Below are 26,186 nucleotides of genomic sequence, written 5' to 3'. Positions count from 1 at the left end.
ATACCTTTACTTTCTTTTATGCAATATAAAAAAAGCCGCAAACCGCTGCTGCGATTTACGGCTTAAGCTCCCCCGCGCAGGCTTGAACTGCGGACCCACAGATTAACAGTCTGTTGCTCTACCGGCTGAGCTACAGGGGAATAATATGATGTATAGTAGTAAAAAAACGAAATCCTGTCAAGTAGTTTGATTTTCAAACAAACATATCGGTTCTATTTTTAAAATTTCACATACTTTTTCAATAAAATTAACCGAAACACCGCAGCTGTTCGTTTCCACGTGTGCTATAAAACTTGGAGATACACCGCACAAAGAGGCAAAATGATTTTGAGTAAAGCCTGCCGCCTTACGGTATTTTTTTATATTTGCCGAAAGCAATTCGCGAACCATAGCACACTCCGAACGTTTTTTAGCCGTGTGCATAAAGACACACTTTTATAGTGTATCACGCTTTTTTTAAAAAGTACAGAGCCCGTTTGCCGTTCTTGCCGTGTATTTTCGGTCCGCTTTCCGCACCGTCTGCTTTGCATAGTTTTACAAAGCGCCGAATTGCTGCATCATCTTTGCCTGCATACCCTTATTTTTGGCAACTTTTTTCATCATAAGCCGCGTTTTTTCAAATTGTTTTAAAAGACGGTTAACTTGAGCTACCGAAGTTCCTGAACCGCGCGCAATCCGTTTTCTTCGCGATGGTCCGATTATCAAATGATTGGCGCGCTCTTTTTTAGTCATGGAACGGATTATCGCTTCTTGCCATTTTAGCTCTTCGGTATCCACGTCTTTATCGCTTAATTGGTCGGCAAGACCGGGAAGCATTTCAGCAAGTTTTTGCAGCGAGCCCATTTTTTTAACTTGCTGCAACTGGTCAAGCATATCTTCCAGCGTAAACTCGTTTGCAGCCATCTTTTTTTGCAGCCGTTCAGCAGCTTGCACATCCATAGTTTCTTGAGCTTTTTCCACTAAAGAAACGACATCACCCATGCCCAAAATACGGCCGGCTATGCGCTCGGGATGAAACACTTCAAAATCTTCGATTTTTTCGCCGGTACCGATAAATAAAATAGGCTTTCCCGTTACCGTTTTAAGAGAAAGCGCCGCGCCGCCTCTGGTATCCGAATCGAATTTGGTTAATATTACACCGGTTAAGCCCAGCTGCTCGTCAAAAGTTTTAGCTATTTCAACGGCGCTTTGTCCGGTCATCGAATCGGCGACCAGCAGCAATTCATCCGGCGATACTGCTTTTTTTATATCCGCTATTTCGTTTACCATAGCGTCGTCTATTTGCAGCCGTCCTGCCGTATCTATAATAAGCGTGTCAAAACCGTTTTTACGGGCAAAGTTTTTTGCGTTTTTCGCAATGCGCAAAGAATCGGCTGCACTTCCCGGCAATTTTACTTCTTCTTTATATACGGGAACCGAAACTTTTTCTGCCATAATGCACAGCTGTTCGACCGCAGCGGGGCGAACCAAATCGCAAGCTGCCAAAAGCGGTTTTCTGCCGTCTTTACGCAAACGGTTTGCAAGCTTTGCTGCAGAGGTTGTTTTACCGGACCCCTGTAAACCCACAAATAAAATAACCGATTGAGTATCCGGACCTTTTAAATGCAAATCGGTTTTGGTGTCTCCCAAAAGAGAAGCTATTTTATCGTGAACTATTTTAATAAATTGCTGTCCCGGATCAACCGAGCGCAAAACTTTTTCGCCCTTTGCTTCTTCTATTGTACTGTTTACAAAGCGGCGCACTACACGTAAGTTGACGTCGGCTTCCAATAGTGCGGTTTTTATTAATTCTACGGTATCTTCAATATTTTTTTCGCTTATAACGGATTTACCGCTTAAAGTTCTAAAAATACCGCTTAAAGTACCTGTTATTTTTTCAAGCATTGATTACCTCAAAAGTTCAATAAGAAAATCAAACGGTTTTATTTCTTTGTTTAAAATGCGGTACAAGCCGTTACATATAGGAAGTTTTATTTTTAATTTTTGACTTATTTCCTGTATATATTTGCAGGCAACTGCGCCTTCGGGTAAATATCCTATTTCGCTTATACGGGCTATTAAATTGTCCAAATCGGTAAATGGATCAAGAATGTTTTTGCGTATAATATCGTGACCGAAACGCCGGTTACGTCCGTATTTTGAACGGCAGGTTACTTCCAAATCGCCGACGCCGGCAATAGATGTAAAGGTTTCTGCGTGAGTTGCTCCCATGGCAAAACCGAGTGTTTGAATTTCGTTTAAACCGGCTGCCAAAAGCAATGACTCAGTATTATCGCCGAACATATCGGAACGCTCGGCAATAGCGTCAAGACAGCCGAACACTACCGCTATAACATTTTTTGCCGCAGCGCAAATTTGCACACCGATAACATCCAAGCTCGAAAACACCATTAAACCGCGCACTTTCATCAGTTCACGAAATCGTATGGAATTTTTAGGATTTTCGCTTGCGGCAATAAGACCGGTTAGTTTACCTACGGCAACTTCTTCGGCATGGCTCGGTCCTGAAATATACACAAGGTTTTTATGATATGCAAATGGAAGCACCGTTTCCAATACATCCAAAATAAGCTTTGCACCGTTTTCAGTCGGAACAAAACCCTTAGTTAAAACACCGATACAAGTTGAGCCGTTAACAATTGAAGGAATATCCACCAATTGCGTAACGGTACGCGCCAAATACAAAGACGGAGAAGCTAAAATCAAAAAGTCTTTATCTGATGCGGCTTGCTTTATATCCGACGTCGCCCGCAGTTTTGGCGACAGTGCAAATCCATTTAAATAGCGCGTATTTTGGTGCAGCGTATTTACGGCATCCGATACTTCCTTTTCCATAGACCACAGTTCAACATCGTGACCGCCGGAAGCGAGTATGTGTGCCATAGCCGTACCCCATGCTCCCGCACCGATAACTCCTATAGTCTTTCCACTCATATCTTGTTCTCCGTTTTAATATATTCTTTTATATGTACTTTCCCGTATAGTCGTCTTGCCAAGACACTATTTCTTCCGGTTTAAAAAACAACGCCGTTTCGCGCTCTCCGTTTTCCGGGCTGTCGGATGCATGTATAATATTCAACGGAGTATGCAAACAAAAATCTCCCCGTATTGTGCCCGGAGCGGCTTGCATTACATCGGTTGCTCCCACTAAGCGGCGCACCAAAGCAACGCAGTTATCGGCTTCCCACACCATAGCCAGCACCGGAGCACTGCTGATGTAATCGACTAAATTCGAATAAAAACATTTATCCTCGTGTTCTTTGTAGTGATTTTTTGCCAACTCGGGGCTGATACGCATTAATTTTGCCGCTACCAAATTCAAGCCCTTGCGTTCAAGGCGGCTTATAACTTCGCCCGCAAGCCGCCGATTTAAAACCCCCGGTTTTAACATTATAAAACAACGTTCTGCCATAATTTCCTCGCTGTAAAACTTATCTTACAGTATAACCTTTTGCACCGTATTGAGCAAGCAGGGCGGAAAAGCTTGTAGCTAAAAAAAAGGGCAGCGCCAAACTGCCCTTTTTGCGTACATATTTTTTTATAAAACGAGTGCGGTATTACAGTTTGAATTTGCCGGTGGTAATACTGTGTTCTTCGCTGTATACTTCAAACCAAATCGACTTATTGCTTTGCGTATTCAGCGCGCTGTAAAATTCCGCCAAATTCGATACTTTTTTTTCGTTTACCGCAGTAATAACATCTCCTGCTTGCAAACGGAGTGCCGCTGCCGGCGATTTTGCTTGAACATTGGTTACCGCAACGCCTTTAATTTTTTTGTCGGTAATTTCAAGTTTTTCGCGCACTTCATCGGTTAAAGGAACTGCAACAAAACCCGGCCACAGTTTACTGTTGTCCGAAGATGTTTTTTCGTTGCGCGTTCCGATTACTACCGTTGTTTTTACCTTTTCTCCGCCGCGGATAAGTTCAAATTCGGCTTTTTCTCCGGCACGTAAATCGCCTACTTGGCGCACCAATTGGTTAACATCGGTTACCGCTTTGCCATTTAACGACGTAATGTAGTCGCCGGCTTGCATACCCGCTTTTGCAGCAGGCGAATCGAGGAATATGTGCGAAACAAAGGCGCCTTTTTTTCCGGCAACGCCCAATTCTTTTTGGTATTCTTCTTGAACGGTAACCAGCGATACTCCCATCCAGCCATACGTTACTTTACCGCTATTGATAAAATCGTCTATCGCTTTTTTAACATTGTTAACCGGAATTGCAAAACCCAAGCCTTGAGAACCGCCTGACTGCGAAGCTATCCACGTGTTTATACCGATAACTTCTCCGTAAATATTTACCAACGGACCGCCGGAGTTTCCTTGGTTGATTGCCGCATCGGTTTGAATAAAATCGTTGATGTTTTGTATACCGCTTCCCGAACGTCCGGTTGCACTGACAATACCTTGCGTAACCGAAGCAAAATAACCGAGGGGAGTTCCCATAGCAATAACGATATCGCCGGTATGCACTTTATCCGAATCGCCCAGTTTTGCAACAGGGATGCTGCCGTCTTTTGCCTCAAAAGAAACGAGGGCGATATCTTTGCGCTCGTCGCTTCCGACCAGCTTGCCTTTAAACTCGCGCCCGTCGTACAGCTTTACCGAAATTTCATCGGCAGAACCGGCAACGTGGTTATTGGTTAATACGTAAAAAAGATTTCCCGAACGGCGCACGATAACGCCGGAGCCCAAGCCTTGCTGTGAATACTCTCTGGGAGATTCATCCTTTTGTTTGGGCAGCCCGAAAAAGAAAAAAGGCAAGTCGCTGAACGGGTTTGATTCCACCGTCTTTTTTTCTACAACGTCAAGTTCCACAACGGCAGGGAGCACGTTATCCGATACGGCTCTGAATGTTCCCTGAAGCGCTTCGGCAACCGCTAAAGAATCGGACGGAATTTGGACTGCAGGACTTGAGTCCGCAAAAACCGTTTGAACTCCTTTTCCCGCACGAGAAAAAGAAAGCAGCACCGCAGCACTTAAAGAAAATACCGCGGCACATAAAAAAACAATGATACCTCGTTTTATTTTTGTATTCATAAAAGCCTCCAAAAGCAAACGTGTGTGTGTCGCTTTTTAAATATAATACATTTTAAAGCTTTTATGTTACAGTTATGCAATAAATTTTCCGCTTATACCCTAAGCTTTTACGGCAAAACGCTTAAAACTTCGGTATGATCGGCAAAAACGGCAAGCGTATTTTCATAGTGGCAAGACAGTTTTCCGTCTGCAGTTAAAACCGTCCAACCGTCGTCGGCAAGTTCAACATCGGCAGTCCCCTGATTGATCATCGGTTCTATGGCAAGTACCATGCCGGCTTGAATGCGCGGATTCGCTCCGCCGTGGGGTACGTTCGGTACCGAAGGGTCTTCGTGCACGTCCAAGCCGACGCCGTGTCCGCAATATTCGTATACTACCCCGTAGCCGGCTTTATCGGCAAGAGAAAACACGGCGTTTCCGATATCGTGTATACGGTTGCCGGCAACACAAGCGGCAGCTCCTGCTTCAAAGCAGCGTTTGGTTATATCCATTAAACGCTGAGCTTCGGCGCTTATTTTGCCGACTGCGACGGTACGGCATGCATCGCTTATATAGCCTTTATAATCAATGCCGATATCTAAAGAAACGATATCGCCTTCGTGTAAAATTCGTTTTTTTGACGGAATGCCGTGTATAACTTCGTTATTGATCGACACGCATGCGGCTCCGGGAAAGTTTTCGCGGTACCACGCCGGTACCCCGCCATGTTTTTTTATAAAGTTAACACAAATATCGTCCACATCCTTTGTACTCATTCCCTCTTTTATTTTGGGAATAAGCTCTTCAAAAAGATGTGCCAGCAGTTTGCACGATTTGCGTATACCGTCAATTTGAACTTCGTTTTTTAAACGTATCATAAGGTTCTCCTAAAACTTTACATTTACACATAATCGATACCGTGTGCGGCGCGCTTTAAATACAAAGGAATGCGCACCGAAACATTTAAAAGCTGTGCGCGTTTTATGCACGCGCTACAAGAAGTTTTATCGTTCATCTTTGCATAACAGCAAGCCATTTTAAGCAAAAATAACGCATCGTCTTTTGCGCTGAACCCCCAGTCCAAAGCGCGCTCCCACACGTCAAGCGCAAGTTCATCGTGTACACTACCTTCAACACGGTATAAAAGCAAATCGCGCGCAAACAACATAACTTCGGGAAAAAAATGGCGGAAGTACGGTTTTTCGTTTTCCATTACGATTATCCGCTCCAAAAGCAAAAGCGCATCGTAAAATTCGTCACGCAGCGCCAATTCTTCCGCCAATATAAAACCGTAATCCATAAAGTCTTCGCGCGAAAACCACGCAGACAATTTAAATTGCGCGCTTTCGCTGTTAAAGGTTTTAAATTCAGCTACCGCGTCGTCTTCTCTGTTGTGGGTTAAATCCCAAAATATCAATTTACAGCGACTTTCTTCGTCGCTCCGTGCCGAAAGCCATTCGCGGTAGTTAAAACCGTCGCCGTTTTTGTGCCGCGCACGGAAAAAACCGTCGTCCGCAAAGGTGTTCCGGTGTGCTTCCAATAGCGCCGTATACGCTTCGTTAAGCAGGTGGAACTGGCGGGCATCTTTTCCGGAAACGTCCGGATGTAACTTTTTAGCTTTTTTCCGATATGCACGCTTTATTTCCGCGGCGGAACTGTTTGGGGAAACGCCTAAAACGGCATAATAATCGTGCACCACTTGAGCCTTGTCCCGATTTAGCCTATTTTTTTACCTACAAAGGCTGCATGATCGGCGCTTTCGATTATATCAAAGTAGTCCACTACCATACCTTCTTTTTCCATTGCGTGCATGGTTAAGCGGCACATTTTACCGGAAAAAAGACCGGATTTTACCACTAAAGCGCAGCCTTTTTTACCGCTTACCGAACCGTGCGTCGAAAGTATTTCCGGAAGTTTTTCGGGTAGTTTTGCGCCGATAAAACCGGACGGTGCGGTTACTACGGCAATGTATTCGTACATCGCCGTATGCAAATTCACGCTGTCTTTTTCGCCGCATACCGTTACTTGATGACCGGCAGCAGCGGCAGCTTGTTCCAGTTTTTTCAAAACGCCGGCATGCTTTTCGTTGCGTACCGATAAAAAATGTAAAATAAGTACTCTCATCGACGCCGCCTTAAAGTAATTTATATAATTGTTCTATTTGTTTTTCGTTAACGCACAATACGGAACAGGTGGCGTTTTCCATTATATGGCGGTACGAACCGCGCAGCATATCGTCGCTGCCGCTGCCTCTTTCTATACCGCCGAGCAAAATCAAGTTTGCGCCGAACTCATCTGCGGCTTTTACCGTTTCCGCCCAAATGCCGCCACGCAGCAATTCTGTTTGTATTTTTATTCCTTTTGCATTTGCCAAACTTGCCACATAGGATAAATAGCGGTTGCCGTCGGCAGTTAAACTGGATTCGTATTCGGAACTTTCTTCGGCTACAAAAAACTTGCTTAACGTAAGCTGCTTTAAAGTTGCTACGTCTACCACATAGACGGCTTTTAAAGCACAGTGATACAACTTTGCCATAAGCATACCGTACTGCGCCGCATGTATCGACGCTTGCGAACCGTTTATCAACACTAAAACTTTTTGGAAAATCGGTTTTATCACTGTCCTGCTCCTCCTTTTTTTCCTTTGAGCGATTTAAGCACAAACACGTTTTCCCGTTCGCGCTCTTCAAGAACACCTTCTATATACTTTTTTGTAAGCCGTGTTTGCGGAATAATCATTTTATCGAGCGCATTAACCCTGCGCTGCGTTTTTTTAACTTCCATTGCAAGGCGCCACACGATAGTGCGGATAGACGCCATTTGCGTAAGCAGCTTAAGAAAGTCAAAAAAATCCGCCATTACTTTGTCGGTATCGGCAAAAGAGTCCATAAAAGAATAAAACAATTTGCGCTCGGGAAGTTTCACATCTATGGTAGAAAAAGTCATACCCGCTTTTATTACCGATTTTTCAGTTATGGAAAAATCGTAATTTACCGCATGCGAAATACGTTCCACACGGTCGCCGCCGACTGCCATCAGCATGTTTTTAAGAGCCGGATACGCCGAAGCGATAACTTTGTCCATATCGCGTTCCAAAAGTTTAATTTGCTCAACCATGTGCATAAGTTCCATAACAAGGATTTCACGCTTTTGTTCAAGCAGTTCATAACCGTCGCAGGATATGTTTAACTGTTCTTTAATTTTAAGCAAATTAGATTTTGTCGGCGCAACGTTCAGCTTTGTCATACGGCTGTTTTTTCCATGTATTTTTCAATAAACTGCGGATTTATGCGGTATAAATCTTCTTTGGGCAATTCTGCTAAAATATTCCATCCGATGCTCAGCGTTTGCTCTATCGTACGGTTTTCGTATTCGCCTTGCGTAAGAAATTCTTTTTCAAAACGTTCGCCGAAACGCAAATACTGTTTGTCTGTAGGCGACAATTCTTCTTCACCGATAATAGCGGCTAAGTTGCGGATGGTTTTTACTTTAGAATACGCGGCAAAAAGCTGACTGGACACGTCTTTGTGGTCTTCACGCGTCATCCCTTTACCTATACCGTCTTTCATCAAGCGCGACAAACTGGGAAGACCGGCTACCGGCGGGTACATACCTTTTTGCGAAAGTTCGCGCTCCAAAACGATTTGACCTTCAGTAATGTAGCCGGTAAGGTCGGGTATGGGGTGCGAAATATCGTCGCTGGGCATAGTTAAAATAGGAATTTGCGTAATCGAGCCGTTTGAGCCTTTTATCTTTCCCGCACGTTCATACAATTCCGCTAAGTCTGAATACAAATAGCCCGGATAGCCTTTACGACCGGGAACTTCGCCGCGCGTTGTCGAGATTTCTCGCAACGCTTCGCAATAGTTAGTCATATCGGTTAACACAACCAAAACGTGCATACCTTTTTCGTAAGCCAAGTATTCGGCTGCGGTTAAAGCGCAGCGGGGAGTAATAATACGCTCGATTGACGGAGCGTCGGCAAGCGATTGGAACATAACGACTTTGGATAAAACACCCGATTCTTCAAACGTATTGATAAAAAAGCGTGCAACGTCGTATTTTATTCCCATACCGGCAAATACCATAACGAACTCTTCGTCGGCGTTTAAGATTTTAGCTTGGCGGACTATTTGAGCGGCAAGCCGGTTATGCGGTAAACCGTCGCCGGAAAAAATCGGCAGTTTTTGACCGCGGATTAGCGTGTTCATGCCGTCTATCGATGAAATGCCGGTTTGAATAAAGTCTCTCGGATACACACGCGCATAGGGGTTTATCGGATAGCCGTTTACGTTAACTTTTTTTGACGACACGATTTCAGGGTAATCGTCTATCGGTTTTCCCAAACCGTTAAAAATGCGTCCCAACAGTCCCTCGCCTACGCGCAATTCCATGGGAGTATCTAAAAACTCCGCAGTGGATTCGTGTAAGTCAAGTCCGGAGGTGGAACCGAATATTTGTACGATAGCGTATTCTTCGGACAAATCGATAATTCTGCCGACGCGTTTTTCGCCGAACCGGTCGCGTACTGCTGCAATTTCACCGAAAAAACTGTTTTCACTGCGGCGTACTGCTATAACGGGACCGTCTACGGAGACTATCCCCTTGTATTCCATTCCTTTCATACCGTTTCAACCTTCCTGTACACACGCTCGATAGAAGCAAATTCATCGTCCATCCGTTTTTCTATGTCGCGGATGTCGTCCGTTTTATCGTTCGGTATCGATGTTTTTATGCGGACAAGCTCTTCGCGGATGCTTAAAGCTGTCAGTTTAAGCAAAGGCGCGCCTTGTTTTATCAATGAAAGCGATTTTTTATAAAAGCTCATCATCAACTGTAAAATAAGAATTTGTTTTTCGGGTACCGAATACACGTCTATATCGTCAAATGCATTTTGCTGTAAAAAGCCGTTTTTTATCATTTCGGCTACAACCAAAACAAGGCGGTCGGTGTCGGGCAAAGCGTCCGGTCCTATAAGGCGCACAATTTGCTCCAAGCGCTGCTCACGTTTTAAAAGGTCGAGCGCCTCCAAGCGGATGGAAGCCCAGCGCGGGTCAAGTTTGTCCCACCAATCTTTTACTTCTTCGGCATATTCCGAATAGGATTCTATCCAGCCGATAGCCGGATAGTGACGCGCGTTTGCCAATTCGCGGTCAAGCGCCCAAAAGCAGCGTATAAAACGCTTTGTGTGCTGGGTAACCGGTTCGGAAAAGTCGCCGCCGGGCGGAGAAACCGCACCGATAACCGAAACTGAACCTTCTTTACCGCACAAAGAAGTAACACGTCCGGCACGCTCGTAAAATTCCGCTAAACGGGTGGGAAGATAAGCGGGAAAGCCTTCTTCTGCAGGCATTTCTTCCATGCGTCCGGACAGTTCGCGCAATGCTTCCGCCCAGCGGCTGGTAGAGTCTGCCATAATGGCAACCGCCATTCCCATATCGCGGTAGTATTCGGCTAAGGTTATACCCGAATACAAAGACACTTCGCGCGCGGCAACGGGCATATTTGACGTATTGGCTATAAGGATGGTGCGCTCCATAAGCGAACGCCCCGTTCTCGGGTCGGTAAGCGAGGGAAATTCGGTTAAAACGTCGGTCATTTCGTTGCCGCGCTCGCCGCAGCCTATGTACACGATTAAGTCCGCATCGCACCACTTGGCAACGGCGTGCTGGGTCATCGTTTTGCCGGTGCCGAAGCCGCCCGGAATTGCCGCCGTACCGCCTTTGGATAGGGGAAAAAACACGTCTATAACGCGCTGTCCGGTAACCAACGGCTGGCTGACCGTCATTTTTTGTGCATAGGGGCGCGGCTTGCGCACCGGCCAATACTGCGCCAAATATAGTTTTTCGCCCAATTCGGTTTCACCGATAACTTCATCTATAGTGTAAGAGCCGGCTGCGGCGATTTTAACCAGCGAGCGACCGCGCACGTACGGCGGCACCATAATTTTATGAAGTATGGAAGAGGTTTCTTGAACTTCGCCCAGCACGGAACCGGGTGCAATGGGGCTTTTTTCCGACACAAGCGGTTTAAACTCCCATTTTTTTTCGGTATCCAATGGTTGGGTACGCACGCCGGGTGTTAAAAATACTCCGGTGTCGTCAAACATATTCTTTAAGGGACGTTGTATACCGTCGTAAATGGTACCGACCAAGCCCGGTCCTAAGCGTACCGAAAGCGGCCGCTGATTACACACGGCTTTTTCGCCTACGTGCATACCGGTATCGTCTTCATACACTTGAATAGTCGCCGCGCCTTCTTTTAATCTGATTATTTCGCCGATAAGTTTGGCTTCTCCTACGTCGACCACGTCATACAAACCGCAGCCGTCCAAGCCTTGCGCGTATACTATCGGTCCTGAAATACGCGTTATTTTTCCTTCTATCATTCCGGCAATCTCCCGCCGAAAAGCGTATCGGCTAGTTCGTAACTATGGTTGTCCAATAATTCGGATGTCAATTCCCCTACTGTAACGCGGCATTTTCTGCTTTTGTCTTCGGTTTCAACGATTATTCCCTGAGCCGCATCTTCGCCGTTTTTATATTCATCGATTAAAGCGCTTTTTATTTCAGCGCTCATGGGATTACAGCTGCGAACGCTGTCGGCTCCCAATACGTTTTGTGCAACTTTTTTTATGTCCGTTTCGGAAAAACCGTCAACCCATATACATACCGGGTACCCTTTAAGCGAATGCGCATGGCGCTTTAACAGTTTTTCAATAAGGTTCAGTTTATCGTCTTTAGACAGCGACGCAAAATACGAGCGCATAGCTTTCGCTATCGCTTGGTGTTCAAAAAGCACGCGGTAGCGCTGTTTTTCGAGCGGGAGCGCCGCTTCTTTATCGGTGCGGAACGCCGCTATTTTTCCGTCGTAAAACGCGCGTTTTTCGCTGCGCATTGCATCAAGGCGGCGCGAAACGTCCGCCGCTATATTTTCGCCCTCGGCAGCCGAACAAGCCAAAAGACGCTCCGCTTTTTTACGGGTATCTTCCAGTATTTCTTTGTCGAGAATTTCGGTTGAACGAAGCTCTTCCATAACAATCCTTACCTATTTTATACGTGTATACCGACAGCTTCGCGTATGGCGTCCGTCATCGTTTTTCGCCCCGCAAGGTGTCCGTGAATGCCTGGTATTTCCACGATAAGCGGATAATCTCCCTTCATTTGCCAGTCGATAATTTCATCGGCAAGCATATCCGCAATTTGTTCGGTGAGTATAAGCACTTTTGGTCTTTCCTGCTCTGTAGGAGTGCCTACAACGGCATTGCCTCTGCCGGTAATCCGGTAAAAAGAGTCCAAAGCTTCGCTGCGGTTGGCTGCCGCCGTGCCTTGCACACCTACCAAGGCAAAGGCAAGCACCAATTCACGCTCACCGATTACAAAGTACTTCACGAGCGTACCGTATTACAAAATAATGATAAGCAGTGCGACCAAAAAGCCCCACAAACAAATACCTTCTGCCAAACCGACGAAAGGCAGCGCTTTACCGGATAATTCGGCGTTTTCGCTCATCGCACCCATAGCGGCAGCACCGATTTTACCTACTGCCATACCGCCGGCGATACAGGCAAACCCTACGGCAAATGCCGCGGCAACGTATTTTGCCGTGCCGATTACCGCATTCGCTTCCGCGCCGGTTTGTGCAAATAAAGATGCACTAACTGCGCACAACAAAAGCAATACAATTCCGACTGATTTTCGATTCATAGCAACACTCCTATGCCGTTATTTATATTTGAACCGGAACGGGACAAATTCCCTGCCGGTTTCTGTAAAGAATTTTGAAAAAAATTCGTAATATTGCAAACGAATAACTTGAATGGCAACAATCATCCCTTCCAAAACGATTACCACCGCATTTCCCAATATTTGCACCAAAAGTCCGCCTGCCCCGCCGACCAAGTCAGTCATGGTAAAAATAATAAAACCGAGTACGGCATGGGCAAGAGCAAAAGCTCCGACGCGCAAAAAGCTAACCGAATTGGATAAATAGCTGGATACTATTTCCAAAATTTCCACAACGCCTTCAATAAAAGCGCTGCCTACGCCGTTGGGAAATATCGGCCGTTTGCCGTCTACCAAACAGCCCAGCGGATGGGCAAAAAACACACCGAACAAAGTAATTCCGATAACGATCCAATCCCATATACATATCGGTATTTTAAATGCGGCAACACGTACAACCGTAGCCACAACATACCAAAAAAAGAGCGCTCCGGACAAACCCGTTTTTCCGAACAAAGCTTTGCTTTTTTTGCCGAGTACAAATTGGTTTATAATATTGATGATAAGACCGATTGAATTGATAATAAAACCGACCGAAATCGTAAACAAAAAAAACATAAACAGTTTACCAATCGCATCCGAGGAAGGCATTAAATGCAAAATGTGGTCGCGCGGCGTTCCGAACAAACCGGTTAAAAAGCGGCTAAGCGGAACCAAAAGGTGTTCGTTTGCAAAAAACTCGCCGGTTAAAACACCCATAACCGTACTGCTGCAGCCTATGGCAACAAATATGGGACCGAATTGTGTTGAAACGGGGAATTTTTTTATAACACCGGTAAGCATTAAAATTCCGATAAGCACAAATACCAAACCCTGCCCCGCATCGCCGAACATAATACCGAACAGCAAGGTAAAAAAGAATGCAACAAAGGGGGTCGGGTCGACGGTACCGTACAGCGGCGCGCCGTAACTGAATATAATGCGTTCAAAATTGCCAACCAGTTTACCGTGCGTTAATTTAACCGGTACTTTTTCGCGCCCTGCTTTTACCGACGGCACTTCTGTAGGCTCGTATTGGCGAAGCGCAATGCGTCCCTCGGTTAAATTATCCAATTCTTTCATTATACCGGAACACAAAGCTGCCGGCACCCAGCCGGTAATACGGTACACTAATTGGGTTGATTCCAAATTCGACTGAACTGTTTGCACTTGAGCGCCGATGGAAAAACAGCGCAAAAGCCGGATAATTTCGTTTTTATGAGACAGCGCATAGTTTTTGCGCTCTTCAACTATCAAATCGAGTTTTTCCTGTTCTTCTTGGGTACGTTTTTTCATACCCTCAAGTACATCGGCAGGAATTCCTTTAAAGTCTTTGGGTATTTCAAGCGGAACAAAACCGTGTTTGCGCAATTCCGAATCCAAAGCAAAGCGTCCTTTTTTTGAAGACGCTGCTAAAATTCTGCTTTTATCGTCGCCGAGCGGCATAATTACCGCACGCTGTCCCATACTGAACACCAAATCGTCAACGGCAGCAGGGTCTATTTTTCCTATGCGCATGGATAAAAACGATAAATGTTCCAATTCGATGTAAGGAACATTTAAATTGGCAAAAGCGCGCGCTTCGGTATACGCATCGTCAAGCCGTTTTTTTTCTTCGCACACGGCAAGTTCTCTCGTGTGTAAATCTTCCAGCGCAGCGATAATGCGCGCGGCAGAATCAAAGTCGGCATCGCTGGGTAAGTGCGAAGAAGCATCGTAGCCATCGGCATCTTCCAAAGAAAGATACGAACGGAATGCTTGCATTTTATCGAATATTTCCTGCGCTTTGTTTTCCGCAGCGGAATGCGTGTTTGCGTCTTCCGTTTGAAACTGAAAATTACCGTTTTTTCCCAAATATTCGATAACACGGCTTATGTCTTCTTTTAAGACCATCAATTCGATAAGCCGCATTGCCGTCGTTTTAGACATAGCTCCTCCGTTTATTTTGCATACGCATCCTGCTGCACATTTAAACGCAGCCCTTCAGCAGCGGTACGTATGCAGTTGAGTTCATGTTCTTTTATTTTAAACCACGTAACTAATACGTTAGCTGTAAACGGATATTGATGAAACAAGCGCAGCGCCCAACCGTTTAAATACACATCGGAAGCTTGCTGCATCCAGCGCGGGTCTATATTCCACACGCTTCCTTCTTCATGGGCGTTTAACAGTTTTGCATAATGCCAATTTTCCCAATCCGCCCACGTATCGGTTTCTTTATCCAAAATACGCACGGCTTCTCCTGCAAGCCTATCGTTTTTATCGGCATTGTCTTTTTCTCCTGCCAAACATTGAATAATGTCTTCTTTTTGCATATTATAGTACACTTTTAACCGGATAGCCCAAATGCAGTTTTGCAAAACAATGTATTCACCCAGCAGTTTTTCAACCGGCTGGCGCTCGGAACGAGGCAAACGGCATACGGCGTCCCACAGCTCGCGCACGTACTGAATATCGAGCTTCATATCCATTTCGCTTTGCGTATCCCATGAAGGAGCTTTGTTATACCATGCAATCGAAGAATCGCGTGTTATGGCAGCAACGCTGGGCCATTGTTTATAATCGAGCATGGAAAATCGCCCGATATCGACAATAGCCGGAAGCGTTTTTTTGCCTTCGCACAGTGCAGCCCCGATATCTTTAATATTATTGTAATCGTAACAGCGCACCAATTGCACAAGCACAGAGTCGGGTTCATTGTAACAATTTAAAAGTCCGATAAAGTCGGATACAAAGGTTTTTTCGGCTTTTTCTTCTATTTGTTTTGCAAGCAGGGCTTCAGGTACCAGCGGAACTTCGCAATTAAACAGCAGCGTCCACAAATCGGCTAAAGCGGAAACTTCAAACAGTTTATCTTTACGTGCTCCGATAAAAGACTTTGCCAGCATTCCGCATGCTTTTGCATACACATAAGCTGAAGCACTCGAGCTGTCCATATCAATTTCCGAAAAGCAGTTTTTTCAGCAGCGCGTTAAAAGCGGCAGTATCCTGTGTGCAGTTGCCGATCGCAGCTTTATACGTGTCGAAACGGGCATCGTATTCCGTACTTATAGCCTGCATGCGCTCGTCGGCATCGGCTTCCATTTGTTCTACCATTTGTGTATAGCGTTCTTTATACTCGGCTTCCGCTTTTTGCCGTGCTTGTGCGGCACGGCGGTCTGCTTCGGCTTGCGCTTCCGACAACATAGAAGCCGCTTTATGTTCAACGTCTATTAAGTGACCGAGAATATCCGTTTCCATATCTATTTCAGCTCTTTTTCGTACTTGCAAAATACATTGTATGCGGCTTCGGCAGTTTTTTGTTCCATAAGCTCGGCATAGAACTCGCTGTTTTCCAACAAACGCGCAAGACGCTTTAAAACGCGCAAATGTAATTCCGTGCTATCCGCGCCGGACAAAATCAATACAATTAAGTGGACAGGTTTGCCGTCTAAAGCATCGTAGTCGATCCCCGAACGCGAAATACCTATAGCGCCTTGCACGTCGGTAACCGCACTTGTTTTAGCATGCGGAACGGCAATACCGCTCATAATGCCGGTACTCATTTTAGCTTCGCGTTCTTTAACGGCTGCAAGTGCAACACTGCGGTCAAGCGAGGGGTTAACGGAAACCAACTCTTCTATTAACTCTTCAAAAACTTCGTCTTTATCTTCGCTTTTAAGGTCTATGTTTACCGCTTTGGGATTAAAAACCTTGTCTAAAAGCATTATTCACCGTCCTGCACGGGAGACATCTGTGCGGGTTCGCTTGCGCTTTGTTCGGTTTTTTGCTCGTCGAGCCAGTAAGCGCCGTTATTATCGTTTTCGGTTGTTTGCTGAACTTGTTTTGCCGCTTCTTGCAAATTGCCTACAGCCGGAGCGCGCGTTAAAAACGCAACTGCAAAAGTGGTAACAAAAAATAGGGTAACCAGTACATAGGTTGTTTTGGTAATTACCGTTTGCGAGCGGGAGCCGAACGCCGCGGTATTGCCGCTTCCGAATAAACCGCCCAAACCGCCGCCCTCTTCGCTTTGAATAAGCACGATTCCCATAAGCAAAATACAAATGATTACAAATGCAATCAGTAAAATAATTCCTATAATCCCCATGAACAAACCTCAAAAAAATAAACTAATCCTCAAAATGCTTGATTATGATATCCGATATACAGCTTTTGTGCAAGTGTTTTTACTGCACGCGTTAGTGCACAATGTTCAATTTTACCAAGCCGTCATAAATAAGCTGCACGGAAAGCCCTGCCAAAATTAAACCCATAATTTTTTCCACAACGTACATACCCGTCGTTCCGATAAGACGCAAAAGCAGCGTTCCGCAGCGAAGCGATATGTAATCTATACACAATGCCGGCACAATCGCCGCGGTTAACATTAAGGCAGGGCGAAGCCAGTGTTCGGATGTAGCCATATTGAGCATAATAGTAGTAATCATACCCGGACCTGCAATAAGAGGAATTGCAAGCGGAAAAATCGCCAGCATTTGTGCCGCGTGAGGGTCTACTGCCGTTTCCGGCGTTTGCCGGCTGCCGGGTTTACTCCATATCATACCGAAAGAAATGCCGAAAAACAAAATACCGCCTGAAACGTAAAAAGCTCCCGGAGAAATACCGAAGAAATTTAAAATCAATTTACCGCATACGATAAAAAAAGCGAACACCAAAGCGGCAACAAAAACCGCACGACGGATAATCATTTTGCGTATGTCGGACGGAAAATGACCCGACGCCGCCAAAACAGGCGGAATAGTTCCGATCGGATCGAGAATGATAAGCACGGTAAAAAAAAGTTGGAAAAATTCGTTTATCATAGCTTTAGTATACACAATCGCAGGCTTTGGCTCAAGAAGAACGCACAAGATATAGCGACACAAGCTGCTCCGCCAAAAGGTATAGCAGCACAAACTACAAGCACAAACACAACGGAGCGCTCTTTGACAGCAAAGGACACAAAGCGCTATAAACTTAACAGCATATTACAGTCTACGCCGTTTTCGGTATTTTCTTGTTTAAAAAAATCGGGGTATTTGTGCAACAAACCGTCCATTTCGGTATCGAGCATACCTAAATGAGCTTTCATATACTCGCGCGCTTCTTCAACATTGCCGCGTTCAATAACGGCAAGCAATTGCACGTGCTGCGCGATTACCGCATCCATAGTTTCGGCAGTCCACACGGTCATTAAGCGGATACGCGCATAGTTACCGCTTATATCGTCTATAGTTTCCCAGCACAACGGCTGCCCTGCAATGGTAAACAGCAGTTTGTGAAATTCGTTATCTAATAGAATATGCAAAAGATAGTCTTTTTTTTCGCGTGCGCGGCGCTGTTTTTCGATGTTTTCGCGCAAAAGAGCAAGATTTTTGCGGCTGCAATTTTCGATAACGGCTTCCATAACCGCGCATTCAAGACTTTCGCGGATAAAGCGCTCTTGTGCGGTACGTTTTAAGTCTATGCGCGACACAACGGTTTGTTTTTGCGGAAAAATTTCCACTAACCCCTCGCGCTGCAAGCGGATAAACGCTTCGCGCACAGGAGTTTTACTTACGTGCAGTTTATCCGCAATTTCCTGTGTGCTCATAGCCGTACCGGGTTTTAACTGCAAGCGCATAATACTGTTTTTAAGTATATTGTATACGGTTGCCTGTACGCTTTTGTCGTTTGTGTGCATAACTTATCATAGCACAAAAAGTGCATTTTACCAAGCGTTAAAGGTGTTGAACAGCTAAATGGCGGCAACCGCCACCGCAATTATAAAAAAAACGGACGGCACGTTGTAGTACACACACCGCACCGCACCGTCCGTTTTACTACGGTTTAGATTTCCGTATATTCATACACCCCGTCCGGACGGTGCTTAGCTTTTTTCATAACCCAATTTTTGTGAGTTTTAGCTCTTTCAAACGCTTCTTTTAATTCAGGAGGATCGTTAAAGTCCGTGTGGTTGCTTTCTTGATCTTGAGGGTCTTCACTATAAAGCCCACAAAATTGGTAAGGATAATTATTTCCGGTTTTAACAGGTAAATCATTGAATATTTTTACAAACGCTTGTGCATCGAGCTTATTACCCCAACAGTACAATGAGGTCAAAGCCGGCAAGTCTCGTACATCAAGCGATGTCAATCGATTATTGTAGCAGTGCACAAAGCCTAAATAAGGCAAACCGTGTGTATCAAGCGATGTAAGTTGATTATAGCAACAGTCCAGTCCTCTCAAAGAAGCTAAACCTTGCATATTGAGCGATGAGAGCTCATTACGATAACATTGCAGCGTTTCCAAATTTGCTAAGCCCTGCACATTAAGCACTTTTAATTTATTGAAGGAACAGTACAGCTCTCTTAAAACAGTTAAATGCCGCACATCGAGCGAAACAAGCAGATTTTCGGTGCAACTCAGCACCTGCAAAGCGGTTAAGTCCTGCACATCAAGCGAGGTAAGCCGATGGCGATCACATCTCAGCCATTCCAAAGCAGGTAAATTTTGTAAGTTAAGCGATGTCAGTTGAATTCCGTAGCCAAGCCCGTAACATTCCAACATCTTTAAAGCGGACAAGCCTTGCACGTTAAGAGAGGACAACTGATTATAATGACACTCCAGATATTGTAAGTTAATTAAGCCTTGTACATTAAGCGAAGTTAAAAGACAACTGGCACAGTTTAATTTTTGTAAACGATTTAAGCCTTGTACATTAAGTGAGGTAAGATAATTGTTGTAGTAGCAATCTAATTTCTCTAAAGCCGTTAAACCCTGCACATCAAGCGAGGTAAGTTGATTACCGGAGCAGTCCAGATGTTTCAAAGCGTTTAAACCTTGCACATTGAGCGAGGTAATTTTATTTCGATCGCAATACAGTTCGGTAATTTTCCCTTTTAAGACAACTTGTGTACTTGTAGCGGTCAAATTTTTTTCTTGACCGCTCGGGATTGATGTTTCCGTACAACCTTCTACCGTTACCGCAGAATTATCTTCAGTTACCGCTTTAATTTTAAGTTGCAATTGGCTCGGATCCAAAAGAAAAGAAACTCCGCCTTCAACTTTGGCAGCAGTTTGCTGTACTTGCGCATAAATAGTTGCAGAAGTATTAAAGGTTTGTTCACCCACCCAATTTATAACCGGTCCTGTTTTTCCGCCGCGTTTCCAACATTTAAGTTCCCAACCTGTTTCATAGTCCACACAGTCAATAGCTTTTACAACAACCACCAACCAGACAGAGCCTTTAGGCACGGTAAAAGAGCTTTGCTTAATTTGTACGTGTTCGTCGCCGATTACGGTAATGGTTATATCATCTGCCGATGGCGGCGTTACCGGCGGTTTCGGCGGCACTACCGGCGGATTTGACGGATTGCCGGCACTTGACGTATCCGGTTTGTTTACCGTGTTGGGACATGCGGTAAACGTAAACACGCAGATAAACAACATTGCAGTTAATACGGTAATTGCTTTTACTTTAAAAACACTTTTCATAAAAAGCTCCGTAGGTTTTTATTTTACAAAAAAAAGATGAACGGCTTGCTTTAGATGTGTTACTTGACAGTATTGAGGCTACACTTTTACATTAGTGTAGCAAACATGTACAAAATAATCAATACAAACAGTAATTTTTTTGCAGTTTTCAAAGCAATAGTTCATATCCGTAACAGCATTTGAAAAATTCTTTAGGTTTTTTATTTTTTTCCGTAAAGATTACACATTTTTAAACAACATAAACCTGCAGTCCCTCATCGTGCAAAAAGATCGATAATCAACTGTACTTCGGTAAGCGACAGTTTTAAACGTTCGCAAATAATATCCGCCGAAAAGCCTTCGGCATACATACGTACCACACGGTCTTTTAACGGAACGTTTTGTCTGCTATCGGCATTTGCGGCATCGGCAGAGTAAACGATTTGCGGTTCATCCGGTGCCTGCCGGAGCGGAGCAGTCTTATCCGATGATAAAACATTTTCTAAGCTGCTTAGGTTTATCGGCTCATCGGCTTCGGAGTGCGGCACACGGTAGGATTCAAAATCTATCGAAAGCTGAACGGCGCTGTCCGTATCAGCTTTTTTATCGCGCAGGCGAGCGTTTTCCGAAACAGCGGAAGGAGCAAGTTTTTCCATTATCCTGCGCTCCCTGTGCCGGCTGTTTTCCGTACGCTCAAGCAGCAAAAGCCGGTGATCGGCTTCTTCAATCAGCGCTTTTAAATCGCGTATACGAGAGTCAACCAAAGTAATATCCTGATCGGCAGTACGGTTTATTTCTATAAGCAATTTATCCACTTCCGCTTTTAAATCACCGAGCAGCACGTGAGGAGAAAACGTTTTTTTAAACCGAATAAAAAAAACCAGCCACAGCGCAAGGTTTACCAGCGTAATAAGAATAAGCAATACCGCTTCAGCCATAATTACCCCGAAATATCGACGTGCTGACCGAGCCGCGGGTCTTTTATAACTTCAAAAACGGTTTTATCTTTTTTTTCTTCGCTTTCGCTTTTTTTGCCGCCGGAGCCCTGCTCTTGCGGGCTGCTGCCTTTGCGGTCTTTTACCGCAAGCGGTCCTTCTTCGTTAGCCGAAGCGGCTTCAACGGCTTGCTGCTTTTGCTGCAATCGTTTGCTTTGTTCTTCTTGTTGTATCGAATTTTGTAATTGCATGCCTTGTTGCTGAAAAGCAACCGTTTTGGAAACCGTTTCCAACTGAGAATACAGTGTTTGCAAATCAATTGGTTGAATAGCCATCGGGACTCCGCTTGGCGTCGGCTTCGGACGGCGGTTCGTATTTGCCGTACCGAACAAATCCGTTTTCGTAAAAAAAAGTAACAGCTTTGGATTCGTTGCGTACTTCTTCTTTTACGTCGCGGATAAAAATCTTTACCCCCGGGTATACCACTCCCGAAGCCGAAACTTTGCCTACCACTTTTAATTCACGCAAATGGTCTTGCAGCGATTGAATTTCTTTTGACATTTCATCCGTTTCGGTTTTTATATCCATTTGACGGGCAATTAAAGCGTTTAAACTTTCTTCTTTGTCGTGCGGCAGCGTTTTGCGTACTTTTTTTTGATTTTGCAGCGTTTGCAAATTCAATTCCAATTCATCAAGCTCTTTTATTAAATCGGCTTGTTTTTCGGACAATTCGTCAAGCCGGCGCTTGGCTTTGGGGTCAAAACCTACTTCGAGTATGGTTTCGCTGCCGCCGCCGCTGTTGCCGATTGTTTTTGCATATATTTCTTCGGTTGCAAATACGTGACCGCCGATTATGCTGGCTCTTTTTCCCTGCACCAGTACTTTTTTATTTGCAGTAACGGTAGAATTGATAATACCGTCTTGCACAATAACAAATTCTTCCGCGTCTACCGTACAGTTTTGAATGAATTTTACCCACAAAGATTTTCCGGCTCTAACATAACCTTTGTCTTTGCCCATAATTCCCTGAGATACCACAATGTCTCCGTTGTCCGACTCAAGCTTGCTGCTTCCTACGCTGCCGTGCACTTCTATATTGCCCGAAGCATGCACATCAAAGCCGTCTTCCACATTGCCTTTAACGATAACGGTACCCAAAAAGGTAATATTGCCCGTCTTTATGTTAACGCTGTCCAATTCCATAAGCGGTTCTACTGTGATTTTGTCGTTTACCAAAAGCACTTGACCGTTTACTGCTGCCAGCACAGTAAGACCGTCCGAATCGAGCTTTACGTTTTTTCCCAAGGGAATAGCAATGTCTTTGCCGTTTTTAGCTTCCAAATAGCGCCCGAAAAGGGTTTTACCGCCGTGCCCGCGTTCGGCATTTACTTTTTGAGCAAGAGTTTGCCCTTCCACAACGTTTTGAATAAGGTTTAATTCTTTAAAATCTATTTGCCCTGATTTGCTTTCTTTTATGCGCAGTTTTGAACGGTCGGTTTCAAAGTTATAAGAAATATACGCATCGCGCCCGTCTTGAGGAGCAATGCCTTCGGCTACCACAAAGGGCATACCATATACCGGATTATCCACAAAGTCATTTATGTACGTATCGTTTATGCCGACAACAACGCCCTGTGTTTCCAGCATTTTTTTTATGCGCTCGGCTGAAATATCCGCGCCGCCGATTGCCGGAGCTGCGGCGATTATGGAAGCCGTCATTTCATCGCTGCTTATTTCCACATAAAAGGTTGCGTCTACCGCTTGGTTGCGGGCAAAGGTGCCGACTTGTGTATAGATGCCGTCAGATCCGGAACGCACGAGTTTTTTTACCGTATCTTCGTTTAACGAAAGCGTATCGGAGCGTCTGAGCTTCATCATAACGGACTGTAAGTCTACGCTTTTTCCGTTTCCAACAGGAAGCGTTACTTTTAAATATATTTGAGAGTCAAAGTATCGAATATAAAACAAACCGTCGGCGTTTTTAGGTTTATCGTCGCTTTCCGACACATCGGAAACAAAAGCTTGTTCCGTTTGTACTTTTTCGCTTTTACGGGATACGGCGGCGTTTTCATAGGCGCGGATAAGAAAGGGCTTTTTCATAAGTCCTGCAATACCTTTAAAGCCTTGCTCAAGCACTTCGTATTCCAAAAGCGACGGGCGGCTTTCAAGCTGGACAGCTGCATCGGCTAAAGCTTCGTCGATGGTATCCGCGCAAATGTCCACATAGCGCACGGCGCGCTCTTGTGCGAGAAGTTCTTCCATTTCCGTTTTGATCTTCTCAAGCGTAACCATAGCACCCCCGCACCTTACATAATCCCCTTACGGATATTGGTAAGCTTTGCACGCAAACGCATATTGGCTTTGGTATGTAGTTGGGAAATACGCGATTCGCTTACTTGCAAAACCTGTCCTATTTCTTTAAAGGTAAGGTCTTCGTGATAATACAAAACCAAAACCATTTTTTCTTTTTCCGGCAATTCATTTATTGCTTCGGTAATAACGCGCTTTATTTCTTCGCGTTCTACGATTACATCGGGATTTAAGCTTGCAGGAGACTCTATGCTGTCGCCTATGGACATTCTGTCCGAATCTTCGCCGGAATACCACACATCGTTGAGCGATAAAACGCTTGTTCCCGATACTTTTAACACCGTATGATGAAAATCTTCCAAGCTCATATTCATAGCTTTAGCGATTTCACCGTCTTCAGCCGGACGGCCCAGCCGCGATTCCAATTCTACGATAGTATCTTCAATTTCGCGCGACTTTTGGCGTATGGAGCGCGGCACCCAGTCTATTTGCCGCAATTCGTCAAAAATAGCACCGCGTATGCGGGTTACCGCATAGGTTTTAAATTTAACATTTTTTTCAGGATCATATTTATTGATTGCATCAAGCAAACCGAATTGACCGAATCCGACCAAATCATCGAATTCAACGCTTCCGGGCATACCGACGGCAAGTTTTCCGGCAACATATTTTACCAAAGGCATATATTGCCGTATAAAAGCATCCCGAAGCTGAGTCGATTTTGTTTTGCGAAATTCAATCCAAAGTTCATCTTCCGTTTTTTGTTCAAAAAGCGATACCGCCATTTCCCACACCCTTTTGCCGGTCGATTAAGCCGCGACCGAAGCCGCCGCTTGCCGTTACGATTCTTTTTTTAAGACAGTCCGCACAGCTGCCGCTATATCTTCCGTATTCCCGAAATCCGTAAGGTTTTCGCTTAATCCCGTTTTTTTTAAGTCTCCCGGCTCCGAAAAAATGCTGTCTTGTCCGAGATATCCTGAAGCAATTTCGCTTTCGCCGGAAAAAGTTTCTCCGGCTGCAAGCGGCGCTCCTGACACATCGCTTGAAAAACCGTCCAAGCTCGGAAGCGCTTCAATTTGCGCATCTGTCGTCCCTGCAGCCGGACCGGAAAAACTTTCCGTTTGAGCGCCGGCTTGCGCTCCATACTCGCTGCCAGCGGAAAGTCCCGCTTCGCTTACAAGCGTTTCGCCATTATCTGCTATATCGGCGCTGTCTACCCTAAGCGAGTGTCCGGTTTTTACCGCACCGGCGGCAGGCTCTGCACTATCCGCCCCGGCTGCTTTTTCTTCGTTGTTCATGCCGGCGACACTTTCTTTATTGTTTGCGCCGGCAGCGGTTTGCGAAGCGATCGCTTCGTTTTGCCCCGGCGCATTTTGTACCGGTTGAGCTTCAGCATTTGCCAAAGGCTCTACCGTACCGGCTGCAGAGCTCATACCCTGTGCAGTTTCTTCACGGAAAACGGCATCGTCTTTTTCCACAAAAAAGTCGGGCGCGTTGTCCGTATCGGGAAGGTCTGCGTCGTCCAGCGTTATGTCGACAGTACTTCCTGCAGGCGTTGCTTTTACTGCAAAGTTCGTATCATCGCCTTGTGCGTCCGCAAGAAAGCGCACGTACACAAAATGAACGGCGCCGATTAACAGGGCGGAAAACAAAGCCGACAGTACGGCTCTTAAAAGTACTATGCCGAAACTTACGGATCCTATAATACCTGCAATGCAGGATACCGCAAAGCCTGCTATAGCTCCGATAAGCGCCGTTTTAGGGCTGAACATTTGCTCTCCTTCTTATCAGCTTAGGACAAAATTGTCCTAACGTCAAGTTCATTCGGCTCAATATCACCATTTTTGCCGTATTTTCCGGAAAAAACGTGCAAAACCTTCTTGCGTATCGAGTTTTGTCTTTTCAATTCTGCCGACAATGTGCTTTACACACACTGAACATTTAGCATTCGGCTGAGAAGCAAGAAAGGGTTTTTGACGCAAAACCGACGAGGACACGGCAGGGTCGTCGTAAATAAATCCCAAATAATCTATATGGTAGTTTAAAAACTGCCCTACAATCGTAATAATGCGCTCGGCAACCCGTTTACCTTCGGAAGCCGAATGTACACGGTTAACGATCAATTTAAGGTTGGGACGGTTGTCCAGCATTTCGGTTGCAATAATTTTGATAATACCGTATGCATCGGTTATGGATGTCGGCTCGGGCGTGGTAACGATGTACACTTCGTCGGCGGCAGTCAACAAACCCAAAACGCTTTGAGCAATCCCCGCCCCCGTATCGATAATAATGATATCGGCGCTCGACAGCGTTGCAAATTCGGAAGCAAAAAAATCCATTTCCGCGTTCGATAAATTCGCTATTCGCGAAAATCCGTTTGCACCCGGAATAAACTGAAAGCCGAATTCGGTATCGGTTACGATTTCAGACATACGGCGGCGGTTGTTTATAACGTCCAACAGGTTTGCTTTAGGCGATATACCCAAAAGCACATTTACGTTCGCCATACCCAAATCGCCGTCGATAAGAATAACGCGCTTACCGCTTTGCGCGTAAGCTATTGCCATATTTACGGCAATATTCGATTTACCGACGCCGCCTTTTCCACTGGTAACCGCAATAATTCTGGTTTTGTTGCCGTTTACCACCGGTTCTTGCTGATATCGAGCGCCTTTTTCCAAACGGCGCTGCATCATCGCTCTTAATTCAGAAGCTTGGTCTTCCAT

29 protein-coding genes and 1 tRNA gene are annotated in these 26,186 nt (G+C 45.2%); all 30 read right to left on the bottom strand.

Annotated features, from left to right (window positions below):
- Nucleotides 1-67: 67 nt before the first annotated feature.
- Nucleotides 68-140: transfer RNA gene (locus tag HMPREF9193_RS08055), tRNA-Asn, on the bottom strand.
- A gap of 37 nt (nt 141-177) precedes the next feature.
- On the bottom strand, nt 178-390 hold the full coding sequence (locus tag HMPREF9193_RS08050; RefSeq protein WP_021687616.1) for a helix-turn-helix domain-containing protein: 213 nt from the start codon (nt 388-390) through the stop codon (nt 178-180).
- A gap of 144 nt (nt 391-534) precedes the next feature.
- Complete coding sequence (gene ffh / locus HMPREF9193_RS08045) at nt 535-1,884, bottom strand: signal recognition particle protein (protein WP_021687615.1); 1,350 nt, start codon at nt 1,882-1,884, stop codon at nt 535-537.
- A gap of 3 nt (nt 1,885-1,887) precedes the next feature.
- Nucleotides 1,888-2,934, bottom strand: coding sequence for an NAD(P)H-dependent glycerol-3-phosphate dehydrogenase (locus HMPREF9193_RS08040; RefSeq protein ID WP_021687614.1), 1,047 nt, complete (start codon nt 2,932-2,934; stop codon nt 1,888-1,890).
- Between the two features lie 28 nt (nt 2,935-2,962).
- A complete protein-coding gene (gene ndk / locus HMPREF9193_RS08035; RefSeq protein WP_021687613.1) occupies nt 2,963-3,412 on the bottom strand; it encodes a nucleoside-diphosphate kinase in 450 nt (149 codons plus the stop codon).
- 145 nt (nt 3,413-3,557) lie between these two features.
- Nucleotides 3,558-5,039, bottom strand: coding sequence for a Do family serine endopeptidase (locus tag HMPREF9193_RS08030; RefSeq protein WP_021687612.1), 1,482 nt, complete (start codon nt 5,037-5,039; stop codon nt 3,558-3,560).
- A 107-nt stretch (nt 5,040-5,146) separates the two neighbouring features.
- Nucleotides 5,147-5,896: a type I methionyl aminopeptidase gene (gene map, locus HMPREF9193_RS08025; protein WP_021687611.1), complete on the bottom strand. Its 750-nt coding sequence runs from the start codon at nt 5,894-5,896 to the stop codon at nt 5,147-5,149.
- 23 nt (nt 5,897-5,919) lie between these two features.
- A complete protein-coding gene (locus HMPREF9193_RS11485; protein ID WP_021687610.1) occupies nt 5,920-6,717 on the bottom strand; it encodes a J domain-containing protein in 798 nt (265 codons plus the stop codon).
- Between the two features lie 17 nt (nt 6,718-6,734).
- On the bottom strand, nt 6,735-7,142 hold the full coding sequence (locus HMPREF9193_RS08015; RefSeq protein ID WP_021687609.1) for a hypothetical protein: 408 nt from the start codon (nt 7,140-7,142) through the stop codon (nt 6,735-6,737).
- Nucleotides 7,143-7,152: 10 nt separating this feature from the next.
- The gene (locus tag HMPREF9193_RS08010; protein ID WP_021687608.1) at nt 7,153-7,638 is read right to left on the bottom strand and encodes a universal stress protein; all 486 of its coding nucleotides are present in this window, start codon (nt 7,636-7,638) and stop codon (nt 7,153-7,155) included.
- Nucleotides 7,635-8,264, bottom strand: a complete 630-nt coding sequence (locus HMPREF9193_RS08005) for a V-type ATP synthase subunit D (RefSeq protein WP_021687607.1) — start codon at nt 8,262-8,264, stop codon at nt 7,635-7,637. The genes HMPREF9193_RS08010 and HMPREF9193_RS08005 overlap by 4 nt, the downstream gene beginning before the upstream one ends.
- Nucleotides 8,261-9,643: a V-type ATP synthase subunit B gene (locus HMPREF9193_RS08000; RefSeq protein WP_021687606.1), complete on the bottom strand. Its 1,383-nt coding sequence runs from the start codon at nt 9,641-9,643 to the stop codon at nt 8,261-8,263. The genes HMPREF9193_RS08005 and HMPREF9193_RS08000 overlap by 4 nt, the downstream gene beginning before the upstream one ends.
- On the bottom strand, nt 9,640-11,406 hold the full coding sequence (locus HMPREF9193_RS07995) for a V-type ATP synthase subunit A (protein ID WP_021687605.1): 1,767 nt from the start codon (nt 11,404-11,406) through the stop codon (nt 9,640-9,642). The genes HMPREF9193_RS08000 and HMPREF9193_RS07995 overlap by 4 nt, the downstream gene beginning before the upstream one ends.
- Nucleotides 11,403-12,053: a hypothetical protein gene (locus HMPREF9193_RS10890; protein ID WP_021687604.1), complete on the bottom strand. Its 651-nt coding sequence runs from the start codon at nt 12,051-12,053 to the stop codon at nt 11,403-11,405. The genes HMPREF9193_RS07995 and HMPREF9193_RS10890 overlap by 4 nt, the downstream gene beginning before the upstream one ends.
- Nucleotides 12,054-12,070: 17 nt before the next feature.
- Entirely contained in the window at nt 12,071-12,409 is a 339-nt protein-coding gene (locus HMPREF9193_RS07985; RefSeq protein WP_021687603.1) for a V-type ATP synthase subunit F, read from the bottom strand.
- 12 nt (nt 12,410-12,421) lie between these two features.
- Nucleotides 12,422-12,724, bottom strand: a complete 303-nt coding sequence (locus HMPREF9193_RS07980) for an ATP synthase subunit C (RefSeq protein WP_021687602.1) — start codon at nt 12,722-12,724, stop codon at nt 12,422-12,424.
- Between the two features lie 18 nt (nt 12,725-12,742).
- Nucleotides 12,743-14,710 carry a V-type ATP synthase subunit I gene (locus HMPREF9193_RS07975; RefSeq protein ID WP_021687601.1) on the bottom strand — a complete coding sequence of 656 codons (1,968 nt, stop codon included), beginning with the start codon at nt 14,708-14,710 and terminating at the stop codon, nt 12,743-12,745.
- An 11-nt stretch (nt 14,711-14,721) separates the two neighbouring features.
- Nucleotides 14,722-15,717, bottom strand: coding sequence for a V0D/AC39 family V-type ATPase subunit (locus HMPREF9193_RS07970; protein WP_021687600.1), 996 nt, complete (start codon nt 15,715-15,717; stop codon nt 14,722-14,724).
- Nucleotide 15,718: 1 nt separating this feature from the next.
- Nucleotides 15,719-16,021 carry a hypothetical protein gene (locus HMPREF9193_RS07965; protein WP_021687599.1) on the bottom strand — a complete coding sequence of 101 codons (303 nt, stop codon included), beginning with the start codon at nt 16,019-16,021 and terminating at the stop codon, nt 15,719-15,721.
- Between the two features lie 2 nt (nt 16,022-16,023).
- Nucleotides 16,024-16,488 carry a PTS sugar transporter subunit IIA gene (locus HMPREF9193_RS07960; protein WP_021687598.1) on the bottom strand — a complete coding sequence of 155 codons (465 nt, stop codon included), beginning with the start codon at nt 16,486-16,488 and terminating at the stop codon, nt 16,024-16,026.
- Nucleotides 16,488-16,868, bottom strand: coding sequence for a preprotein translocase subunit SecG (gene secG / locus HMPREF9193_RS07955; protein ID WP_021687597.1), 381 nt, complete (start codon nt 16,866-16,868; stop codon nt 16,488-16,490). Before secG ends, HMPREF9193_RS07960 begins: the two co-directional genes overlap by 1 nt.
- Nucleotides 16,869-16,959: 91 nt before the next feature.
- Nucleotides 16,960-17,583, bottom strand: a complete 624-nt coding sequence (locus HMPREF9193_RS07950) for a MarC family protein (protein WP_021687596.1) — start codon at nt 17,581-17,583, stop codon at nt 16,960-16,962.
- Between the two features lie 146 nt (nt 17,584-17,729).
- Nucleotides 17,730-18,443 carry a GntR family transcriptional regulator gene (locus HMPREF9193_RS07945; RefSeq protein WP_021687594.1) on the bottom strand — a complete coding sequence of 238 codons (714 nt, stop codon included), beginning with the start codon at nt 18,441-18,443 and terminating at the stop codon, nt 17,730-17,732.
- A gap of 146 nt (nt 18,444-18,589) precedes the next feature.
- Nucleotides 18,590-20,236, bottom strand: a complete 1,647-nt coding sequence (locus tag HMPREF9193_RS07940; RefSeq protein WP_021687593.1) for a leucine-rich repeat domain-containing protein — start codon at nt 20,234-20,236, stop codon at nt 18,590-18,592.
- 254 nt (nt 20,237-20,490) lie between these two features.
- Nucleotides 20,491-21,153, bottom strand: coding sequence for a hypothetical protein (locus HMPREF9193_RS07935; RefSeq protein ID WP_021687592.1), 663 nt, complete (start codon nt 21,151-21,153; stop codon nt 20,491-20,493).
- A 2-nt stretch (nt 21,154-21,155) separates the two neighbouring features.
- Entirely contained in the window at nt 21,156-21,485 is a 330-nt protein-coding gene (locus HMPREF9193_RS07930; protein WP_021687591.1) for a hypothetical protein, read from the bottom strand.
- On the bottom strand, nt 21,466-23,442 hold the full coding sequence (locus tag HMPREF9193_RS07925; protein ID WP_021687590.1) for a FapA family protein: 1,977 nt from the start codon (nt 23,440-23,442) through the stop codon (nt 21,466-21,468). Before HMPREF9193_RS07925 ends, HMPREF9193_RS07930 begins: the two co-directional genes overlap by 20 nt.
- A 14-nt stretch (nt 23,443-23,456) precedes the next feature.
- Nucleotides 23,457-24,245: an RNA polymerase sigma factor WhiG gene (gene whiG, locus HMPREF9193_RS07920; RefSeq protein ID WP_021687589.1), complete on the bottom strand. Its 789-nt coding sequence runs from the start codon at nt 24,243-24,245 to the stop codon at nt 23,457-23,459.
- A gap of 54 nt (nt 24,246-24,299) precedes the next feature.
- Nucleotides 24,300-25,232: a hypothetical protein gene (locus HMPREF9193_RS07915; RefSeq protein ID WP_021687588.1), complete on the bottom strand. Its 933-nt coding sequence runs from the start codon at nt 25,230-25,232 to the stop codon at nt 24,300-24,302.
- A 63-nt stretch (nt 25,233-25,295) separates the two neighbouring features.
- Nucleotides 25,296-26,186: a MinD/ParA family protein gene (locus HMPREF9193_RS07910; RefSeq protein WP_021687587.1), complete on the bottom strand. Its 891-nt coding sequence runs from the start codon at nt 26,184-26,186 to the stop codon at nt 25,296-25,298.

Source organism: Treponema lecithinolyticum ATCC 700332, assembly GCA_000468055.1.
Taxonomy (GTDB): Bacteria; Spirochaetota; Spirochaetia; order Treponematales; family Treponemataceae; genus Treponema_C; species Treponema_C lecithinolyticum.
The sequence above is the reverse complement of the archived record's forward strand: the minus strand, read 5'-3'. Positions and strand labels throughout refer to the sequence as shown.

Excerpts from the sequence above, each read along its gene's own strand:
- HMPREF9193_RS08050 (WP_021687616.1), bottom strand. The coding sequence starts at position 390 with ATGGTTCGCGAATTGCTTTCGGCAAATATAAAAAAATACCGTAAGGCG.
- ffh (WP_021687615.1), bottom strand. The coding sequence starts at position 1,884 with ATGCTTGAAAAAATAACAGGTACTTTAAGCGGTATTTTTAGAACTTTA.
- HMPREF9193_RS08040 (WP_021687614.1), bottom strand. The coding sequence starts at position 2,934 with ATGAGTGGAAAGACTATAGGAGTTATCGGTGCGGGAGCATGGGGTACG.
- ndk (WP_021687613.1), bottom strand. The coding sequence starts at position 3,412 with ATGGCAGAACGTTGTTTTATAATGTTAAAACCGGGGGTTTTAAATCGG.
- HMPREF9193_RS08030 (WP_021687612.1), bottom strand. The coding sequence starts at position 5,039 with ATGAATACAAAAATAAAACGAGGTATCATTGTTTTTTTATGTGCCGCG.
- map (WP_021687611.1), bottom strand. The coding sequence starts at position 5,896 with ATGATACGTTTAAAAAACGAAGTTCAAATTGACGGTATACGCAAATCG.
- HMPREF9193_RS08015 (WP_021687609.1), bottom strand. The coding sequence starts at position 7,142 with ATGAGAGTACTTATTTTACATTTTTTATCGGTACGCAACGAAAAGCAT.
- HMPREF9193_RS08005 (WP_021687607.1), bottom strand. The coding sequence starts at position 8,264 with ATGACAAAGCTGAACGTTGCGCCGACAAAATCTAATTTGCTTAAAATT.
- HMPREF9193_RS08000 (WP_021687606.1), bottom strand. The coding sequence starts at position 9,643 with ATGAAAGGAATGGAATACAAGGGGATAGTCTCCGTAGACGGTCCCGTT.
- HMPREF9193_RS07995 (WP_021687605.1), bottom strand. The coding sequence starts at position 11,406 with ATGATAGAAGGAAAAATAACGCGTATTTCAGGACCGATAGTATACGCG.
- HMPREF9193_RS10890 (WP_021687604.1), bottom strand. The coding sequence starts at position 12,053 with ATGGAAGAGCTTCGTTCAACCGAAATTCTCGACAAAGAAATACTGGAA.
- HMPREF9193_RS07980 (WP_021687602.1), bottom strand. The coding sequence starts at position 12,724 with ATGAATCGAAAATCAGTCGGAATTGTATTGCTTTTGTTGTGCGCAGTT.
- HMPREF9193_RS07975 (WP_021687601.1), bottom strand. The coding sequence starts at position 14,710 with ATGTCTAAAACGACGGCAATGCGGCTTATCGAATTGATGGTCTTAAAA.
- HMPREF9193_RS07970 (WP_021687600.1), bottom strand. The coding sequence starts at position 15,717 with ATGGACAGCTCGAGTGCTTCAGCTTATGTGTATGCAAAAGCATGCGGA.
- HMPREF9193_RS07965 (WP_021687599.1), bottom strand. The coding sequence starts at position 16,021 with ATGGAAACGGATATTCTCGGTCACTTAATAGACGTTGAACATAAAGCG.
- HMPREF9193_RS07960 (WP_021687598.1), bottom strand. The coding sequence starts at position 16,488 with ATGCTTTTAGACAAGGTTTTTAATCCCAAAGCGGTAAACATAGACCTT.
- secG (WP_021687597.1), bottom strand. The coding sequence starts at position 16,868 with ATGGGGATTATAGGAATTATTTTACTGATTGCATTTGTAATCATTTGT.
- HMPREF9193_RS07950 (WP_021687596.1), bottom strand. The coding sequence starts at position 17,583 with ATGATAAACGAATTTTTCCAACTTTTTTTTACCGTGCTTATCATTCTC.
- HMPREF9193_RS07945 (WP_021687594.1), bottom strand. The coding sequence starts at position 18,443 with ATGCACACAAACGACAAAAGCGTACAGGCAACCGTATACAATATACTT.
- HMPREF9193_RS07940 (WP_021687593.1), bottom strand. The coding sequence starts at position 20,236 with ATGAAAAGTGTTTTTAAAGTAAAAGCAATTACCGTATTAACTGCAATG.
- HMPREF9193_RS07935 (WP_021687592.1), bottom strand. The coding sequence starts at position 21,153 with ATGGCTGAAGCGGTATTGCTTATTCTTATTACGCTGGTAAACCTTGCG.
- HMPREF9193_RS07930 (WP_021687591.1), bottom strand. The coding sequence starts at position 21,485 with ATGGCTATTCAACCAATTGATTTGCAAACACTGTATTCTCAGTTGGAA.
- HMPREF9193_RS07925 (WP_021687590.1), bottom strand. The coding sequence starts at position 23,442 with ATGGTTACGCTTGAGAAGATCAAAACGGAAATGGAAGAACTTCTCGCA.
- whiG (WP_021687589.1), bottom strand. The coding sequence starts at position 24,245 with ATGGCGGTATCGCTTTTTGAACAAAAAACGGAAGATGAACTTTGGATT.
- HMPREF9193_RS07915 (WP_021687588.1), bottom strand. The coding sequence starts at position 25,232 with ATGTTCAGCCCTAAAACGGCGCTTATCGGAGCTATAGCAGGCTTTGCG.
- HMPREF9193_RS07910 (WP_021687587.1), bottom strand. The coding sequence starts at position 26,186 with ATGGAAGACCAAGCTTCTGAATTAAGAGCGATGATGCAGCGCCGTTTG.